Below are 17,634 nucleotides of genomic sequence, written 5' to 3' on the forward strand. Positions count from 1 at the left end.
ACTTCTAAAAAATGAGAAAAACAAGTATCAACCTGATAATTCTTTTTGCCGTTTTATGTATTTTCGGGTGCAATAAAAAAGAAAATCAATCAAAAACTCAACCGGAAACAATGGAAAACATACAGGTTTCAGATTACGGAGTCACGTCAAAAGGCGATTCCATCAAAAAATATACTTTAACCAACAAAAACGGGATGAAGCTGGAAGTCATTAACTTCGGCGGAATTATCACTTCACTTACCGCTCCCGACAAGAACGGAAAATACGAAGATGTCGTTTTAGGATTTACCAAGCCTGAAGATTATTTCAACGGAAATCCATATTATTTCGGGGCATTGATTGGCCGTTACGGAAACAGAATTGCCAATGCCAAATTTACTTTGGAAGGCAAATCATATGACATCGACAAAAACGACGGGCCAAACAGTCTTCACGGCGGAAAAGAAGGATTCCACACCAAATTCTGGAATATTGAACCAGTGAAAGATGCAAAATTCCCGACTTTGAAACTGACTTACACCAGCGCTGACGGTGAAGAAGGTTATCCGGGAAAATTAACGACAACCGTTCTGTATACTTTGACAGATGATAATGCTTTGGAAATTTCTTACGAAGCGGAAACCGATAAACCGACTGTGGTGAATTTGACTCAGCATTCGTATTTCAATCTTTCAGGGAATTTCTCAAAAACCATTCTTGACCACGAATTGCAGATTAATGCGGATAAATTTACACCAGTTAATGAAACTCTAATTCCTACAGGTGAGCAAAAAGTGGTGAAGGGAAGTGTATTCGATTTCACAGCTTCAAAAGCAATTGGAAAAGATATCAATGCAGATGACGACCAACTGAAAAAAGGAAAAGGCTACGACCACAACTGGATTCTGAACGGAAGCGGATTGAGAAGCATTGCCAAAGTTTATCATCCTGAATCAGGAAGAGTAATGGAAGTTTTGACCGATGAACCGGGCGTTCAGTTCTATTCCGGAAACTTTTTGGATGGAAAATTTGATACAAAGACTGGCGGAAAAAATGAATTCAGAACAGGCTTTTGTTTAGAAACACAACATTTTCCGGATTCTCCAAACCAGGCTTCTTTCCCTTCTACAGAACTGAAGCCGGGACAAAAATACCAGTCGAAAACAATTTACAAATTCTCAGTTAAACAATAAAGTATGGGAAATTTAGCAACTATTGATATCATCATATTTCTGATTTATTTTGTGGTGGTAGCCGGTTACGGAATCTGGATTTATAACAAAAAAAAATCTGCAGCAACAGGTAGTAAAGATTATTTCCTGGCGGAAGGTTCACTAACCTGGTGGGCGATTGGAGCAAGTTTGATTGCTTCCAATATTTCAGCGGAACAGTTCATCGGAATGTCCGGCGAAGGATTTTTCGTCGGCGTAGCAGTGGCAGCTTATGAATGGATTGCAGCATTGGCGCTCATCATTATTGCCATTTGGTTCATTCCGATTTATCTTAAAAACAAAATTTATACGATGCCGCAATTCCTGGAAACCCGTTACAACAAATCGGTTTCCCTGATTATGGCGGTATTCTGGCTGTTTTTATATGTGATTGTCAACCTGACTTCAATTCTTTATTTAGGAGCTTTAGCAATTGATACGCTGTTGGGCGGCGGTCATCTTCATATCATTATGATTGGATTGCTTCTAATGGCATTATTAATCGGTCTTGGCGGTATGAAAGTAATCGGTTACACCGACGTAATTCAGGTGGCGGTTTTGATTATCGGAGGTTTTGCTACCGTTTATATGGCGTTGCAAATTGTCGACCAGAGAATCAACGGAGCGGCTGTAGGAAATGCTTTGACAGGATTTCAGACCTTGATGAATGAAGCGCCGCAACATTTCAAATTAATGCTGGAAAAACCGGTTAAAACAACGACAACTTTAGCAATGCCTGAAAATCTGGATGTTCAGAAATATGTGGTTTTACCGGGATTGGCAATGTATTTTGCAGGACAATGGATTGTTAATTTAAATTATTGGGGTTGTAACCAGTACATCACGCAAAGAGCTTTGGGAGCTGATTTAAAAACGGCGAGAACCGGAATTTTATTCGCAGGATTCCTTAAATTATTTATGCCGATTATCGTAATGCTTCCGGGAATTGCAGCTTACGTTTTGTATACAAAAGGACATTTGCCTGGCTTTAACGGAGTGAAAGACGGAGCATATTCTGCAATATTAGGATTTTTGCCTGTTGGTCTGAAAGGTCTTGCAGTAGCGGCTTTGACGGCAGCAATCGTTGCTTCTTTGGCAGGGAAAGTGAACAGTATCTCAACGATTTTCACATTAGACATTTATAAAAAATATTTGAAGGCTGATGCAACGGAAATCCAGATGGTAAGAACCGGAAGATGGGCAATTATCATTGCAATGTTTGTGGCTTTGGCATTTACTTGGACAGATGCTTTGGGAATTGGTGGTGAAGGTGGATTTACCTTTATTCAGAAATATACAGGATTTATCAGTCCGGGTGTTTTTGCGATGTTCCTTTTAGGAATGTTCTGGAAAAGAACAACCGGAACTGCAGCTTTGGTAGGCGTAATTTTAGGATTCGTTCTGGCGATTTTCTTCAATAGTTTTGCTGTGGAAATTTTCGGAAAAGAAACTTGGCTATATACAGCTTTCACGTATGAAAAACTGGAAAACGGCGTAGTTCACACGATTACCGAAATTCCGTTTTTGATTAATATGGGTTGGTCATTCTTCTTCACGGTTCTGACGATGGTTGGGATAAGTCTTGCCGGTCCGAAAGTGAACCCGAAAGCATTTGCAATCGATGCATCAATGTTCAAAGTGGACAACAGAACATTGGTTTTAATTGTTGTAACATTACTTTTATTAACAGCACTTTACGTGAGATTTTGGTAAGTTTAAGGTATTATAAAAAGGATGTCATTGAGGCATCCTTTTTTTATTTTTTATAATTTTTGATTGTATTTTGAAAACCTATTTTCTTTTCATCGATACCGAAACCACAGGAATCCCGAAACGATGGAGCCTGCCTTATTCTGAGAAAGATAACTGGCCTTCCGCAGTTCAGGTGGCCTGGGTTATTTATGACGAAAATGCCCAGGAAGTTAAACGTGAAAATTTTTATATTTTTAATGAGGATTTGAAAATCAGTTCGAAGTCATTGAAAATCCACGGGATTACCAAAGAATTTCTAAGTAAAAACGGACAGGAAAGAACATTGGTTTTAGAAAAGCTTTCAACGGATATAAAAGAATTTCAACCCTTGATTACGGGACATTTTACAGAGTTTGATATTCATACACTAAGCGCCGATTTTTACAGGGCAAACCTGAAAAATCCTTTTCTGCAGAGTCATTTCTACTGCACAATGCTTAAAAGTAAAGAGTATGTTGTTAATCCAGAAGCTGATTATTTTAAGCTGCCTCAGCTTTACGAGTTTCTTTTTAATGAAAAAATGGAACATCTCCACAATGCGATGATCGATGCAGAAATAACTGCAAAATGTTTTTTTGAAATCCGGAAACGCGGAGAGGTTTCAGAAACCGACTTTCAGAATATTCATCAGAAAATTGAATCTGGTTTAAAGTTTTTAACCCATAAAATGAAATAACTATGATGCAGGAAAAAATTATTTCACTTTTAAAAATAACAGAACCCTTTCATCTTTTACCCGAAACAGTTCTTGAAGAAATTTCTGAATCTTTTACCCAAACCGAGTTTTCCAAAGATACATTGGTCTATCGCCAGGAAGTGACGGAAATGAGAGGGGTAGACATTATTGAATCCGGAGAATACGAAACATTTTTTTTCGATGCAGCGGAAAACAAAAGATGTATTTCGATACACCATTCGCCTTATTGTTTTGGGGGAATATCTGTGGTTCTGAACAGAGTACGTGCATTGAAATCGGCGATTGCCAAAAAGGGAACTGTTGTTTATACATTACCGAAAAAGGAATTTTACGAGTTGTGTAACGCGTATGAAGATTTTTTCCATTATTTTACATCAGATTTCGGTAAAAAAATGCTGGATGAGGAATTTTCTCATTTTGTGAAAACGCCTGCAACGTTTGAAGAAAGTTATTTTGCGGCTGACCAGCTTTACTCAAGAAAAATAAAAGGAATTACCTATAAAAGTATTGTTTCCTGCGAAGAAAATACTCCTGTTTTTGAGGCAGCCCAAATAATGGCTGCCCATAAGGTAAGCTGCATCTTTGTGAAAAAATCAGCAAGTGACGAAATTATCGGCTATGCGACAGATATTACCTTGCGAGATAATGTTATCGCCCGCTGCCTGGATTCCAGAATTGCAATTTCTGAGGTGATGGATAATCCCATTGTAAGTATTTCCAGCGACGCCTATCTTTATGAAGCGGTTCTGATGATGTTTAAAACCAAATCAAGATATCTTCTCGTACAAGATAATGGCGAATATGTAGGCTTTCTGAGCAGAAATCGCCTGTTGAGCGAGCAGGGACAAAGTCCGCTTGTTTTTATTCAATCGGTAAAGCAGGCTGAAAGTGTAGAAGAACTTAAGAAAAAATGGAAGCAGGTCCCGGATATTATTACTCAATTATTGGGAAGGGGAGTGCACGGTGAAATTGCCAGTCAGGTCATTACAACAATTGCCGATACAATAACAGGAAAAGTAATAGAAAAAGTTATCAGGCAGATAGGAAAACCTCCTGCAAAATTTGCGTTTATCGTGACCGGAAGCGAAGGCCGGAAAGAACAGACTCTAAGCACAGACCAGGACAACGGAATTATCTACGAGGATAAAGCCAATGAACACCGCGAAATGGTAAGGGAATATTTTCTGGATTTTGCCAAAAAAGTTTCGGATGATCTCAATACCATTGGCTTTGAATACTGCAAAGGAAATTTTATGGCAAGCAATCCCAAATGGACCCATTCTCTTTCTCACTGGAAAAGAAATTACAACCAATGGATCGAAGAATCGGTGCCGGAAACCGCAATGAAGCTTTCCACTTTTTTCGATTTCCGTTTTATTTATGGTGAAGAAAGTATTGTGAAAGACCTGAAAAACTATATCAAGGAAAAATTAGCTTCACCCAATCAGCTGTTTTTTGCTCATATTGCCAAAAATGCTTTACAGTACGAACCGCCTTTGACTTTTCTGAAAAGAATTAAAACCCAGACCATCGGGAAATCAGAGGTTTTCGATATCAAAACTGCGATGTCGCCAATTGTAGATTTGCTCCGTGTGTATGCGTTGAAAAACCAATTGGAAATAGAGAATACCGGCGAACGAATGAAAAAGCTGACGGAAATAGGAGTTTTCACGCAACAGCAATACAACGAAATGCATCAGTCTTACTATTATCTGATGGCACTTCGGCTAAAAAATCAGGCGAACCAGAGCAATATTGATAAAAAGCATCCTGATAATTATATAGAAATCAGTAAACTTACCAAAATAGAGCGTGTCACTTTAATCGAAATCTTCAAAACCATTGCCAATTTCCAGCTGGGAATCAAAGTGAAATTTACAGGAAGTTTTTAAGTTTAAATCTTAAACATAAACCCTTCCGCAATTTTCTTATTGTATTTTTCTTCATCGAAAGTGTAAAGAAAAGACCCTTTTTTAGACGAGCTCATATCTTTTCCTTCCGTTTTCACAAGAATATCCAGCGCATTGATTTTGCTGATGAAATTCCGCTTGTCATACTGTTCGTTGAAGATGGCTTCGTATAAAGTCTGCAGATCTTTCATCGTGAATTTTTCCGGCAGAAGCTCAAAACCGATAGGTCGTGTGGAAGCCCTTCTTCTAAGTCTCAGAACTGCATCTTTCACCATTTCATTATGGTCGAAAATCAGGCTCGGAAAATCCTGCAGATCAAACCATTTTGCACTGTATTTTTCATTGATCTGAATATTTTTTTCAATATTAATCAGTGCATAATACGAAATCGACATAATTCTCGCCGTCGGTTCGCGGTCGATTTGAGTATAGGAATTGAGCTGTTCAAGATAAATATTTTCCAGTCCGGTAAGTGTGTTCAGGACACGCTGTGCCGCTTCATCAGAGGTTTCTTTGTCCCCGATAAAACCACCCATTAATGACCATTCACCCATTTTCGGTTCAAAATTCCTTTGTACCAGAAGGATCTTGAGATTTTCACCATCGAACCCGAAAATAATGCAGTCAACAGCTACCAGATGTCGTGGAAAATGAGAATAGTCTTGTGTCATCGATTATAATTTTTATGCAAAGTTAATGCTTTTAGGCTTTGATTTTACAGTTGAAACCATATAAATGTATTTTATACACTTTATTTTACTTTTTATTTTTAAAAAATCCAGATTTCATCATTTACCTTAATATTTTGGGAGCAATTAATGGCTCTGAAGCTTACATTTTATTCATTAAAAACATTAAAAACAGATGAACTCAACGTTAAAAATATGTTAAAATTAAATTTCCTTTCATTTTAAATTTACCCGAAAACTATAGTCAAGGCTTAGTCTTAAAAATACGATAAGTTATTTATATAAATTACTCACGCCTTCACTCGGTATTCCGTATTCATTTTTATACAAGCGGTTTAGCCGTATGGTTCTGATTATCGTGATTTTTAATAATCTTAATTTTTATGATAAGTCCTTGCCGTTTTCAGCTTTTTTCTAAGACTTTAAAATATACTTTTTTTTGATTCCATCGGCTTATTCTGCAAAATTCTTTGTCATATTGATTCTTTCTTTTATTTTTAGAAATGTTGAATAGACATTTATTAATGAATAAAAAATCGCTGGTAGTATTTTTAGGTTTAGGCACGCTTGCTTTTGGGCAGGTGAGCAAAACGGTCAGTTATTTTCCGCTGAATAAGGTCGCTTTGTCTGAAAGTGTTTTCAGCAGGGCGATGCAGACAGATAAGAACTATATTATGTCGATGGATGCCGACCGTTTGTTGGCTCCATATCTGAAAGAAGCGGGACTCAATCCTAAAAAACCAAATTATCCAAACTGGGAAAACACTGGATTGGATGGTCATATCGGCGGGCATTATATTTCAGCATTGGCTTTGATGTATGCTTCTACAGGCGATACCAAAGTAAAGCAGCGCCTCGATTATATGATCGATGAGTTGGAGCGTTGCCAAAATCTTTCAGGAAACGGCTATATTTCCGGCGTTCCGAATGGCAAAAAAATTTGGAAAGAAATCTCAGATGGTAATATTCGCGCATCAGCTTTCGGACTGAATGACCGTTGGGTTCCATTATATAATATTCACAAAATTTATTCAGGTTTGCGTGATGCCTATTGGTATGCAGACAGTGAAAAGGCAAAAAAAATGCTCATCAAACTTACTGATTGGATGGCGGATGAAGTTTCCGGACTTTCCGATGAGCAGATTCAGGAGATGCTGAGAAGTGAACACGGCGGACTGAATGAGGTTTTTGCCGATGTTTATGACATTACAAAAAATGAAAAATATTTAAAGCTTGCGCATCGTTTTTCACACCTTGCCATTTTAAATCCTTTGCTGATTCACGAAGATAAACTGACAGGAATTCACGCCAATACGCAGATTCCGAAAGTGATTGGCTTCAAAAGAATTGCCGATTTGGAACATAATAAAGAGTGGAACAGTGCGGCAGATTTTTTCTGGACGAATGTTACGCAAAAACGTTCAGCAATTATCGGTGGAAACAGTGTCAGCGAACATTTCAATCCAACAACCGATTTCAGCGGAATGATTAAAAGTATTGAAGGTCCCGAAACCTGCAATACCTACAATATGCTGAAACTGACCAAAGAACTTTTCGCGACCAATCCAAAATCATCTTACTTAGATTATTACGAAAGGGCTTTATACAATCATATTCTTTCCACTCAAAATCCAGAAAAAGGTGGTTTTGTGTATTTTACGCCGATGCGTCCCGGTCATTACAGGGTCTATTCGCAGCCGGAAACCAGTTTCTGGTGCTGTGTCGGTTCGGGAATGGAAAACCACGCGAAATATGGCGAAATGATTTATGCGCATTCGGATAACAATTTGTATGTCAATCTGTTTATTCCGTCTGTTTTAAAATGGTCGGAGAAAAAAATGATTGTAAGACAGGAAAATAATTTTCCTCAGACCCCTTCCACAAAATTAATTTTTGACCTTGCGCCAAAATCCGAAATCAATTTAAAATTAAGAGTTCCGGAATGGACGAATGCTTCACAGATAAGCGTTTCCGTCAATTCAAAAAATATAAATATTCCTGTCGATTCCGAAGGTTATATTAACATCAACAGAAAATGGAAAAAAGACGATGTTGTCGAAATGAAAATGCCGATGCATCTTTCCGCGGAACCGCTTCCGGATAATTCCGATTATTATGCATTCAGATACGGACCCATCGTTTTGGCAGCCAAATATGGCAAAGAGAACCAGCAGGGATTGTTTGCCGATGATAGTCGTGGCGGGCATATTGCGCACGGACCTCAAATTCCGTTGAATGATATTCCCACAATTTTAGGAACTTCGACAACTGTTTTGGATCATTTAAAGCCTGTTAATCAAAAAGATTTAACATTTAAAATTAGCGGTCTTTATCCTCAGAATAAATTCAGTAACGGGTTAGAACTTGTTCCGTTTTATCAAGTCCAGGAAGAGCGATATATCATTTATTTTCCTCAGGCAACTCAGGATAAAATCGAAATCATTCAGCAGAAAAAAGCTCAGGAAGAAGAAGCTGTCCGAAAACTGGATAATATCACAACAGATAAAATTCAGTTAGGCGAGCAACAGCCGGAATCCGATCACTTTTTTGACAGCAAAGATGCTTACGATGGTTATATGGAAGACAGGCATTTCCGCGATGCAAAAGGTTGGTTCAGCTATCAGATGAGAAATAAGGATAAAAATGCAAAATACCTTTATCTTCTGTACTTTGATGCCAATAACAATCGTACATTGAATACCGAAGTCAATGGAATTAAAGTGTTTTCAAAAGATTTTGAAGGGAAAATGGGAAGCTCACCACAAACATTGTTAATCCCGGTTCCCGAATCGGAAAAGAATAAAGAGACACTCACCGTAAAATTTATTTCAGGCGAAAAATCTCTGACTCCAAAAATTATTGAAGTGAGGTTACTGAACGAATTACCAAAATAAAACTAATATGTCAAATAATATTTTCACTAAAATTCTAGGCTTATTTCTATTGATTTGCAATCTTTGTGTTGAAGCTAAAATCAAGCTTCCCGCATTGGTTTCGGACGGAATGGTTTTACAACGCAACCAGAAATTAAATATTTGGGGAAAAGCCGATGCCAATGAAAAAGTAGAAGTGAAATTCCTCAACAAAAACTACAAAACGACTGCAGACCAAAACGGCAACTGGAAAATCGTGCTTCCTGAGCAGAAAGCAGGCGGTCCGTACACAATGACCATCAACGAAATAACCCTGAAAGATATTTTGATTGGTGACGTTTGGCTGGCTTCAGGACAATCGAATATGGAATTGCCGATGCGCAGACTAACTCCATTATATTCGAATGAAATTAAAAATGCTAACAATCAGAATATCAGGTTTTTTACAGTTCCTCAGAAATATAATTTCAAGTCGCCACAGACTGAATTAGATGGTGGAAAATGGGAAGCTACCAATCCTCAAACCATTCTGAACTTCTCTGGTGTTGCGTATTTTTTTGCTAAAGATGTAAGTGAAAAAAATAAAGTTCCGGTAGGAATTATTCATTCCAGTTTGGGAGGTTCTCCGATTCAGGCTTGGATGGATGAAAATTCTTTGAAAAAATATCCTGAATATCTCGACGAAGCAAAAAAATGGCAGAATGATGACTTGATAAAATCTACGGAATCTTCTGAACAGGCGCTCAGCAAGGTTTGGTATGCGGAATTAGACCAAAGTGATATTGGACTCAATCAACATTGGGAAAAATTTGATTTAAATGATTCTGATTGGAAAACGATGCAAATTCCCGGTTCATGGGAAGACAAAGAAGGTTCTTTTGAGGGCTCGGTTTGGTTCAGAAAAGAAATTACTTTAACGAAAAATCAGGCAGGAAAATCAGCATTTTTAAATCTTGGAAGAATCAAAGATGCTGATGTAACCTATATCAACGGGACAAAAGTCGGAAATGTAACCTATGAATATCCGCCACGTTGGTACGACGTTCCGGCCGGAATTTTGAAAGAAGGCAAAAACGTCATTGCCGTAAGAGTTTCCAACGGGAGCGGAAAAGGGCAGTTTATTGCAGATAAACCGTATTACCTTGAAATCGACGGACAAAAAATAGATTTAAAATCCGAATGGAAATATAAAATCGGGACAAAAATGGAAAAAATGGCGCCCGGAACGACCTTTATCCGTTGGAAGCCGACAGGATTATATAATGCGATGATCAATCCTTTAATTAATTATAATATCACGGGAGCAATCTGGTATCAAGGCGAAAGCAACACCGGAAAACCAAAAGAATATGGCGATTTGTTAACCACGATGATTACAGACTGGAGAAATAAATTCAATAACAAAGAAATGCCATTCATCACCGTTCAATTGGCTAATTTTATGGAGTCAAAAGCACAGCCAATAGAAAGTAACTGGGCGGAACTCAGAGATCAACAACGTAAAGTTTCGCTAAATGTTCCGAATGCCGGACTTGCCGTAATCATCGATGTCGGAGAATGGAATGACATTCATCCACTCGATAAAAAAACAGTAGGTGACAGGTTGGCTTTGCAGGCGATGAAATTGGCTTACGGGAAAAACATCGTTACAGACGGACCGGTTTATCAATCAATGAAATCAAACGGAAATAAAATCGTTCTTACTTTCAAATCCGGAACGGATGATTTCACTCCCGTTGCCGAACTGAAAGGTTTTGCCATCAAAAATGCCGATGGAAACTGGTCTTGGGCAAAAGCAAAAATCGAAAGTAAAACAATTGTAGTGTGGAATGATTCGGTGACAAATCCCGTTGCAGTCCGTTATGACTGGGCAGACAATCCCGATGGAAACCTGAAAAACAAAACCGGACTTCCTGCATCACCTTTCACAACGGAATAACTCAAGGCTTAAATTCCTTAATTTAAATAAACTTGTTTATTTCTAATTTATTTAAACATTAAGGATTTAAGAAATTTAATAATAAGTGAAAATTTTAAGAAATTAACAAGTCAATTTTATTTAAGAAAAATTAAGTCACTTAAATTCTTAATGTTTAAAAAATCTTTCATCTATCAGTCTATTATCTATTTATCTCAATAAAAAACAACCATAAACTATATGAACAATCCATCTCAGAAAATATCTGTCGTTGAAAAAATCGGCTACAGTTTGGGAGATTTAGCGGCCAATCTGGTTTTCCAGACTTTGGTAACTTACTTAGCTTATTTTTACACCGATATCTACGGATTAAAGCCGGAAGACGCTTCCATTATCACTTTGATCGTCGGACTTATTGCCGGTTTCGGGTTCAATCCGCTGGTCGGCGCTTTGGCAGACAGAACCCGAACCAAATGGGGGAAATTCCGTCCGTGGATTTTATTTTCTGCCGTTCCGTTGGGTGCAGCAGCACTTTTTGCATTCAGTACACCCAATTTTTCGTATCAGGGAAAAATGGTTTATGCAGCAGCAACTTACACAATTTTATTACTCCTGTATGCGGCTAATAATTTACCTTATGCAGCATTGAGCGGAGTGATTACAGGCGATATGGGCGAACGAAACAGTATTTCCTCTTACCGTTTTGTTGCGGTAATGTTTGCCCAGTTTTTCGTACAGGTGTTTATGTTGCCGATAATTTTATCAGTCGGGCAAGGAGACAAGGCAGCCGGAATTGAAATTGTAATGACCTGGTTGGCGATTATCGGAACCATTATGTTGCTCATCACATTTTTCACAACCAAAGAAAGAGTCATTCCAAAACCGGAACAGGAATCTACTTTGGGAGCCGATTTAAAAGATTTAAAGAAAAACAAACCTTGGATCATAATGTTGGTAGTTACAGCTTTGATTTTCATTACTTTGGCAATGAAAGGCGGTTCATACGTTTATTATTTCAACAATTATGTCGATGAAACTTCTTTGAAAAATTTCATTTCGCCGATTACCGCATTTTTCAGTTCCATCGGGATGAATTTCTTCGGTGAGGACTCTCGTTCAGCAGGTTTCGGGTTGTTCAATGCAGGCGGAATTATTATGATGATTGTTGGAATTACCTTCTCAAAAAGATTTGCCGATAAATACGGGAAAAGAGATGCGTTCATCGCTTCCCTGTTTATTTCAACTTTATTTATTGTTGCATTCATCTTTTATCCGCCAAAATCAGTAGAATTAATGTTCCTTTCTCAGATTCTGCACGGCTTTTTCTACGGAATCAGCACCCCGTTGCTTTGGGCGATGATTGCTGATGTCGCCGACTATTCCGAATGGAAAAACAACAGACGCGCCACTGCCATTATTTTCTCAGCAATGATGGTTGGGCTAAAAGTAGGATTGAGCATTGGAAGTTCATTGGTTTCTTCCATTATCGGGCATTACGGCTACATTTCATCCGAAGGAACCGAAAACGTTATTCAACCAGAATCCGTTGCAAACGGCGCTCAGATGCTGGTCAGTATTTTTCCGGCCATTCCGTTCTTTGCAGCGTGTGGATTATTAATGTTCTACGAAATCAACAAAAAAATGGAAACCCAAATCGAACAGGAACTCAAAGAAAGAAGAAAAAAAGAAGATTAATATTGGTTTAATGATTTGGGCAGCTTTATCCGTCTTCCACTCCCGCTTTTTTGTTCCGCTTTGCTCCACAAAAAGAGCTCCGTTCAAGCCGGGCTGCGAGAGATTCACTGTTAAAGTCTTGTCAAGGTTTCAAAACTTGATAAAGCTAGAAGATTAAAGAGTAAGATTTTTGTATTTCTTCGCTGAGTTTACGCCTTTGCGAACCTTAAAAAGTATAGTAGTCGAAAAAATCTTTGCGCTCCTTTCGTTTAAATTTAAAAAAGAATAGTTATGAAAAAAATAATCGCATTATTAGGAATTTTAGCCTTGACCGTTTCGTGCAAAACAGCAAGCTCTGCATCCTCAAAAGATTCCCTGAAAGATGCCTACAAAAATAAATTCTACATCGGAACCGCAATGAGCCTTCCGCAAATTGACGGTACTGATGTAAAATCGGATGAAATCATCAAAAAACAATTCAGTTCCATTGTTGCGGAAAACTGTATGAAATCAATGTTCATTCAACCTCAGGAAGGAAAATTTTTCTTTGGTGATGCCGATAAATTCGTAGAATTCGGAGAAAAGAATAAAATGTTCATCATCGGTCACACGTTGATTTGGCATTCACAGTTACCAAGATGGTTTTTTGTGGACAAGGACGGAAAAGATGTTTCTCCGGAAGTCCTGAAACAGAGAATGAAAAGCCATATCTCAACGTTGGTCGGCAGATACAAAGGTCGTGTAAAAGGTTGGGATGTGGTGAATGAGGCGATTATGGAAGACGGAACCTACAGGAAATCCAAGTTTTACGAAATCTTGGGCGAAGAATTTATTCCGCTTGCTTTCCAATATGCGCAGGAAGCTGACCCAAATGCCGAACTCTATTACAACGATTACAATGAATGGTTCCCTGAAAAAGTAAAAACTGTTACCAAAATTGTAAAAGATCTTAAATTAAGAGGAATTCGTATCGATGGAGTAGGGATGCAGACTCACGTAGGATTGGACAATCCAAAACTGGAAGAATACGAAAAAGCAATCACCGATTACGCAGCAGCCGGAGTAAAAATCAACGTTACCGAAATGGAAATCAGCGCACTTCCTTCACCTTGGGGAACTTCTGCGAACGTTTCCGACAAAGTAGAATACGAAGCAAAAATGAATCCTTACACCAAAGGATTACCTGAAAATGTGACGAAAGAGTGGGAAAACCGTTATCTGGATTTCTTCAGACTGTTCCTGAAACATCAGGATAAAATAAGACGAGTGACATTGTGGGGCGTTACCGACAATCAATCCTGGAAAAACGATTTCCCGGTAAAAGGCAGAACCGATTATCCGTTGCCATTCGACAGAAATTACCAGGCAAAACCAGTTGTAGAGAAATTAATTCAATTAACGAAAGAAAAATAATTATTAAACCACAAAAGTAACAAAAGACTTCTTTGTAGCTAAGAACATCAAAAGAACAAAAAAGCAAAACGTCTACTGCAGCTTCCTTTTTTGAACTTTTGATTAGCTGAAATTTTCAATCATTTCTTTTGTGACTTTTGTGGTTAAAAAATAAATCTATTACCTAAAAATCTAAACTATAAAATGAACAAAGCAAAATACCTTTTCCCGAAAGATTATATGGCAGACCCTTCCGTACACGTTTTTGAAGGAAAACTTTATATTTATCCATCACACGACCGTGAAAGCGGCACCGAAGAAAACGACAACGGCGACCATTTCGATATGAATGATTATCACGTTTTCTCCCTTGATGATGTGGAAAATGGCGAAGTTACGGACCACGGCGTTGTTCTTTCGATAAAGGATATTCCTTGGTCGGGAAGACAGTTATGGGATTGCGATGTAGCCTTCAAAAATGGCAAATATTATATGTATTTTCCGCTGAAGGACAAAAACGATATTTTCAGAATTGGGGTTGCGGTGAGCGATAAACCTTATGGACCATTCATTCCGGAAAAACATCCGATGATGGGAAGTTACAGCATCGACCCTTGTCTTTTTGAGGATAACGGAAAGCATTATATGTATTTCGGCGGAATTTGGGGTGGGCAATTGCAACGTTACAGAAATAACAAAGCATTGGAATCTGCCATCCTTCCTGCCGATAATGAGCCTGCCATTTCATCAAAAGTAGTGTTGTTAAGTGATGATATGCTGGAATTTGGCGAAGAACCGAAAGATGTCGTGATTTTGGACGAAAACGGAAATCCTTTGCTTCACGGTGACAAACATCGTTTTTTTGAAGCATCCTGGATGCATAAATACAATGGAAAATATTACTTCTCTTATTCCACAGGAGACACGCATTTGATTTGTTATGCAACAGGTGATAATCCTTATGGTCCGTTCACTTTTCAAGGCGAAATCTTGACACCTGTTGTGGGTTGGACCACACATCACAGCATTGTGGAATTTAAAGGGAAATGGTATCTGTTTTTCCACGATTCTGTTCCAAGCGGCGGAAGAACGTGGCTGAGAAGTATGAAGGTTGTCGAAATTGAATATGATAAAGACGGTAAAATCAAAACCATTGAAGGTTTAGAAGAATAATCTATAAAAGTCCCGAAGGGACGATTTAACGAAGGATAGGATAAAATCCTATTATCAATAGGAACGGGCTTTAGCCCGTTTAAAAAAGTGACATACCATTTGGCTTTAGCCAAAACTTAAATAATTTTAAAAATTTAAGAATGCAACATTTCCGACATTACATATTACTGTTTCTAATTCTTCCGTTAATGGCTTTTGCTGAAGATGGAAGTCAGTTATGGTTGAGATATCCGGTCAATCCGAAGCCAAGAAATATTGTTAATTCAAACAGTAAAAGTCCTACCATTGAAATTGCCAAAAAGGAACTGAACCAACATTGGGTAGGACAAGCCGTTGATTTAAAAATTGATAGATTTCCGGACAGTTTCAAGGATGGTTATAAAATCGTTTCTACTCCGAAAAAAATCAGCATTTTGGCAAAAACAGACTTAGGATTGTTGTACGGAAGCTATCATCTGTTGAATTTACAGCAGCAGAAAGCCAATTTTTCTAATCTGAAACTTGAAGAAAAACCTTCCTATGATGTAAGAATTCTTAACCATTGGGACAATCTCGACGGAACCATTGAACGTGGTTATGCCGGCCATTCGCTTTGGAAGTGGGAAGACTTACCTAATAAACTTTCGCCGAGATACGAAGAATATGCAAGAGCCAACGCATCCATCGGAATCAACGCAACAGTTCTTAATAATGTAAATGCTTCACCGAATATGCTTCGTGAAGATTATCTTAAAAAAGTCAAAGTTTTAGCTGATATTTTCAGACCTTACGGAATCAAAGTTTACCTGTCCGTCAATTTTTCTTCACCAAAGGTTTTGGGAGGATTACAAAATTCAGACCCGTTGAATCAGGATGTTCAGAAATGGTGGAAAGATAAAGCGGCAGAAATTTATAAACTGATTCCTGATTTCGGAGGATTTTTGGTAAAAGCCAATTCCGAAGGCCAGCCCGGACCGCAGGATTACGGAAGAACGCACGCAGACGGAGCCAATATGATGGCAGATGTTTTGAAACCTTATGGCGGAATCGTGATGTGGAGAGCGTTTGTATACAGTCCAAGCAAAGAAGACCGTGCGAAACAGGCGCATCTGGAATTTGTTCCATTAGACGGAAAATTCAGGGATAATGTGATTATTCAGATTAAAAACGGACCTATCGATTTTCAGCCGAGAGAAGCATTCAATCCGCTTTTTGGAGCATTGAGAAAAACTTCGGAAATGGTTGAATTTCAAATTACTCAGGAATATTTGGGACAGGCTAATCATCTGGTTTATCTTGCGCCGTTATTCAAAGAAACATTGGGCAGCGATACTTTTTCAGATGGAAAAGGTTCTACGATTGCTAAAATCACGGACGGAACTTTGCGACCTGCAAAACTGACTGCCATTTCAGCAGTTGCCAATATAGGGGAAGATCAAAACTGGACGGGTCATCACTTTGCACAGGCCAATTGGTACGCTTTCGGACGTCTGGCCTGGAATCACGATTTAACCTCAGAACAGATTGCGGATGAATGGATTAAAATGACTTTCACGGATGACAAAAACTTTGTAAATCCTGTCAAAGAAATAATGCTTATTTCACGGGAAACTGTCGTAGATTATATGATGCCGCTTGGTCTTCACCACATTTTTGCCGGCGGACACCATTACGGTCCGGAACCGTGGGGCGATTACAAAGGCGGAAGACCCGACTGGTCGCCAGTATATTATCATCAGGCCAATACAGAAGGAATCGGATTCGATAGAACAAAAACGGGAAGCAATGCCGTTTCGCAATATTTTCCGCCATTGAATGAAATCTATGGAAACATCAAGACAACTCCAGAAAATCTGATTCTATGGTTCCATCACGTTCCGTGGGATTATAAAATGAAAGATGGAAAAACACTTTGGGATGAGTTGTGTTACAAATATGATTTGGGTGTTCACGAAGTGAGAGATTATCAGAAAACCTGGGACAAAATGCAACCTTATATTGATCAGCAAAGATTCTCTGATGTTCAGGATAAACTGAAAACTCAGGCTGAAGATGCCGTTTGGTGGAAAGATGCGTGCCTGTTATATTTCCAGACATTTTCCAAAAGACCAATTCCGTCTGATATCGAAAAACCTGTTCACCAGCTTGAAGATTTAAAAAAAATCAAACTCAATATGAGACATCATAATTAATCAATCTATTTAAACTTAAACAAATAACTTTCTAAATCTTTTTGAGACAGGAAGTTGTTTGTTTTGTAAATTAAGTGTAATTTTAACACTTAAATAAAATCATTTAACTTTAATGAATATATAATCAGATTTCTTAATAGCTCGTTTGTCATTCCGAAGGAATCTCAACAGAACTAAAATAGAGCAGTTTAGATT

General features: G+C 38.2%; 11 protein-coding genes. 10 read left to right on the plus strand and 1 reads right to left on the minus strand.

What is annotated here, in order from left to right:
* The first annotated feature begins 11 nt into the window (after window positions 1–11).
* The 4 genes from ACR1PN_RS00850 to ACR1PN_RS00865 all read left to right on the plus strand — a co-directional run bounded on the left by ACR1PN_RS00850 (window position 12) and on the right by ACR1PN_RS00865 (window position 5,531).
* Window positions 12–1,172, plus strand: a complete 1,161-nt coding sequence (locus tag ACR1PN_RS00850) for an aldose epimerase family protein (RefSeq protein WP_433978465.1) — start codon at window positions 12–14, stop codon at window positions 1,170–1,172.
* A gap of 3 nt (window positions 1,173–1,175) precedes the next feature.
* A complete protein-coding gene (locus ACR1PN_RS00855) occupies window positions 1,176–2,903 on the plus strand; it encodes a sodium:solute symporter family transporter (protein ID WP_433978466.1) in 1,728 nt (575 codons plus the stop codon).
* A gap of 70 nt (window positions 2,904–2,973) precedes the next feature.
* A complete protein-coding gene (locus tag ACR1PN_RS00860) occupies window positions 2,974–3,618 on the plus strand; it encodes a 3'-5' exonuclease (protein ID WP_433978467.1) in 645 nt (214 codons plus the stop codon).
* A gap of 2 nt (window positions 3,619–3,620) precedes the next feature.
* Entirely contained in the window at window positions 3,621–5,531 is a 1,911-nt protein-coding gene (locus ACR1PN_RS00865; protein ID WP_433978468.1) for a DUF294 nucleotidyltransferase-like domain-containing protein, read from the plus strand.
* Between the two features lie 2 nt (window positions 5,532–5,533).
* Here the strand turns inward: ACR1PN_RS00865 and ACR1PN_RS00870 are convergent, their stop codons facing one another.
* Window positions 5,534–6,220: an NUDIX hydrolase gene (locus ACR1PN_RS00870; RefSeq protein ID WP_433978469.1), complete on the minus strand. Its 687-nt coding sequence runs from the start codon at window positions 6,218–6,220 to the stop codon at window positions 5,534–5,536.
* A gap of 542 nt (window positions 6,221–6,762) precedes the next feature.
* Here ACR1PN_RS00870 and ACR1PN_RS00875 point away from each other — a divergent pair.
* From ACR1PN_RS00875 to ACR1PN_RS00900, 6 genes are all read left to right on the plus strand, one after another.
* Window positions 6,763–9,132, plus strand: coding sequence for a beta-L-arabinofuranosidase domain-containing protein (locus ACR1PN_RS00875; RefSeq protein ID WP_433978470.1), 2,370 nt, complete (start codon window positions 6,763–6,765; stop codon window positions 9,130–9,132).
* 7 nt (window positions 9,133–9,139) lie between these two features.
* Complete coding sequence (locus ACR1PN_RS00880; RefSeq protein WP_433978471.1) at window positions 9,140–11,050, plus strand: sialate O-acetylesterase; 1,911 nt, start codon at window positions 9,140–9,142, stop codon at window positions 11,048–11,050.
* Between the two features lie 219 nt (window positions 11,051–11,269).
* The gene (locus ACR1PN_RS00885) at window positions 11,270–12,724 is read left to right on the plus strand and encodes an MFS transporter (RefSeq protein ID WP_433978472.1); all 1,455 of its coding nucleotides are present in this window, start codon (window positions 11,270–11,272) and stop codon (window positions 12,722–12,724) included.
* Window positions 12,725–12,994: 270 nt separating this feature from the next.
* Entirely contained in the window at window positions 12,995–14,116 is a 1,122-nt protein-coding gene (locus ACR1PN_RS00890) for an endo-1,4-beta-xylanase (RefSeq protein WP_433978473.1), read from the plus strand.
* A 183-nt stretch (window positions 14,117–14,299) separates the two neighbouring features.
* Complete coding sequence (locus ACR1PN_RS00895; protein ID WP_433978474.1) at window positions 14,300–15,268, plus strand: glycoside hydrolase family 43 protein; 969 nt, start codon at window positions 14,300–14,302, stop codon at window positions 15,266–15,268.
* A gap of 140 nt (window positions 15,269–15,408) precedes the next feature.
* The gene (locus ACR1PN_RS00900) at window positions 15,409–17,439 is read left to right on the plus strand and encodes an alpha-glucuronidase (protein WP_433978475.1); all 2,031 of its coding nucleotides are present in this window, start codon (window positions 15,409–15,411) and stop codon (window positions 17,437–17,439) included.
* Window positions 17,440–17,634: the final 195 nt, after the last annotated feature.

It is taken from the genome of Chryseobacterium sp. RLHN22 (assembly GCF_051011795.1).
In the GTDB taxonomy this organism is placed as follows: domain Bacteria; phylum Bacteroidota; class Bacteroidia; order Flavobacteriales; family Weeksellaceae; genus Chryseobacterium; species Chryseobacterium zhengzhouense.

Bases quoted from the DNA above. Each gene is read 5' to 3' on its own strand.
- ACR1PN_RS00890 (WP_433978473.1), top strand. From the start codon at position 12,995: ATGAAAAAAATAATCGCATTATTAGGAATTTTAGCCTTGACCGTTTCG.
- ACR1PN_RS00895 (WP_433978474.1), top strand. From the start codon at position 14,300: ATGAACAAAGCAAAATACCTTTTCCCGAAAGATTATATGGCAGACCCT.
- ACR1PN_RS00855 (WP_433978466.1), top strand. From the start codon at position 1,176: ATGGGAAATTTAGCAACTATTGATATCATCATATTTCTGATTTATTTT.
- ACR1PN_RS00875 (WP_433978470.1), top strand. From the start codon at position 6,763: ATGAATAAAAAATCGCTGGTAGTATTTTTAGGTTTAGGCACGCTTGCT.
- ACR1PN_RS00870 (WP_433978469.1), bottom strand. From the start codon at position 6,220: ATGACACAAGACTATTCTCATTTTCCACGACATCTGGTAGCTGTTGAC.
- ACR1PN_RS00865 (WP_433978468.1), top strand. From the start codon at position 3,621: ATGATGCAGGAAAAAATTATTTCACTTTTAAAAATAACAGAACCCTTT.
- ACR1PN_RS00850 (WP_433978465.1), top strand. From the start codon at position 12: ATGAGAAAAACAAGTATCAACCTGATAATTCTTTTTGCCGTTTTATGT.
- ACR1PN_RS00900 (WP_433978475.1), top strand. From the start codon at position 15,409: ATGCAACATTTCCGACATTACATATTACTGTTTCTAATTCTTCCGTTA.
- ACR1PN_RS00880 (WP_433978471.1), top strand. From the start codon at position 9,140: ATGTCAAATAATATTTTCACTAAAATTCTAGGCTTATTTCTATTGATT.
- ACR1PN_RS00885 (WP_433978472.1), top strand. From the start codon at position 11,270: ATGAACAATCCATCTCAGAAAATATCTGTCGTTGAAAAAATCGGCTAC.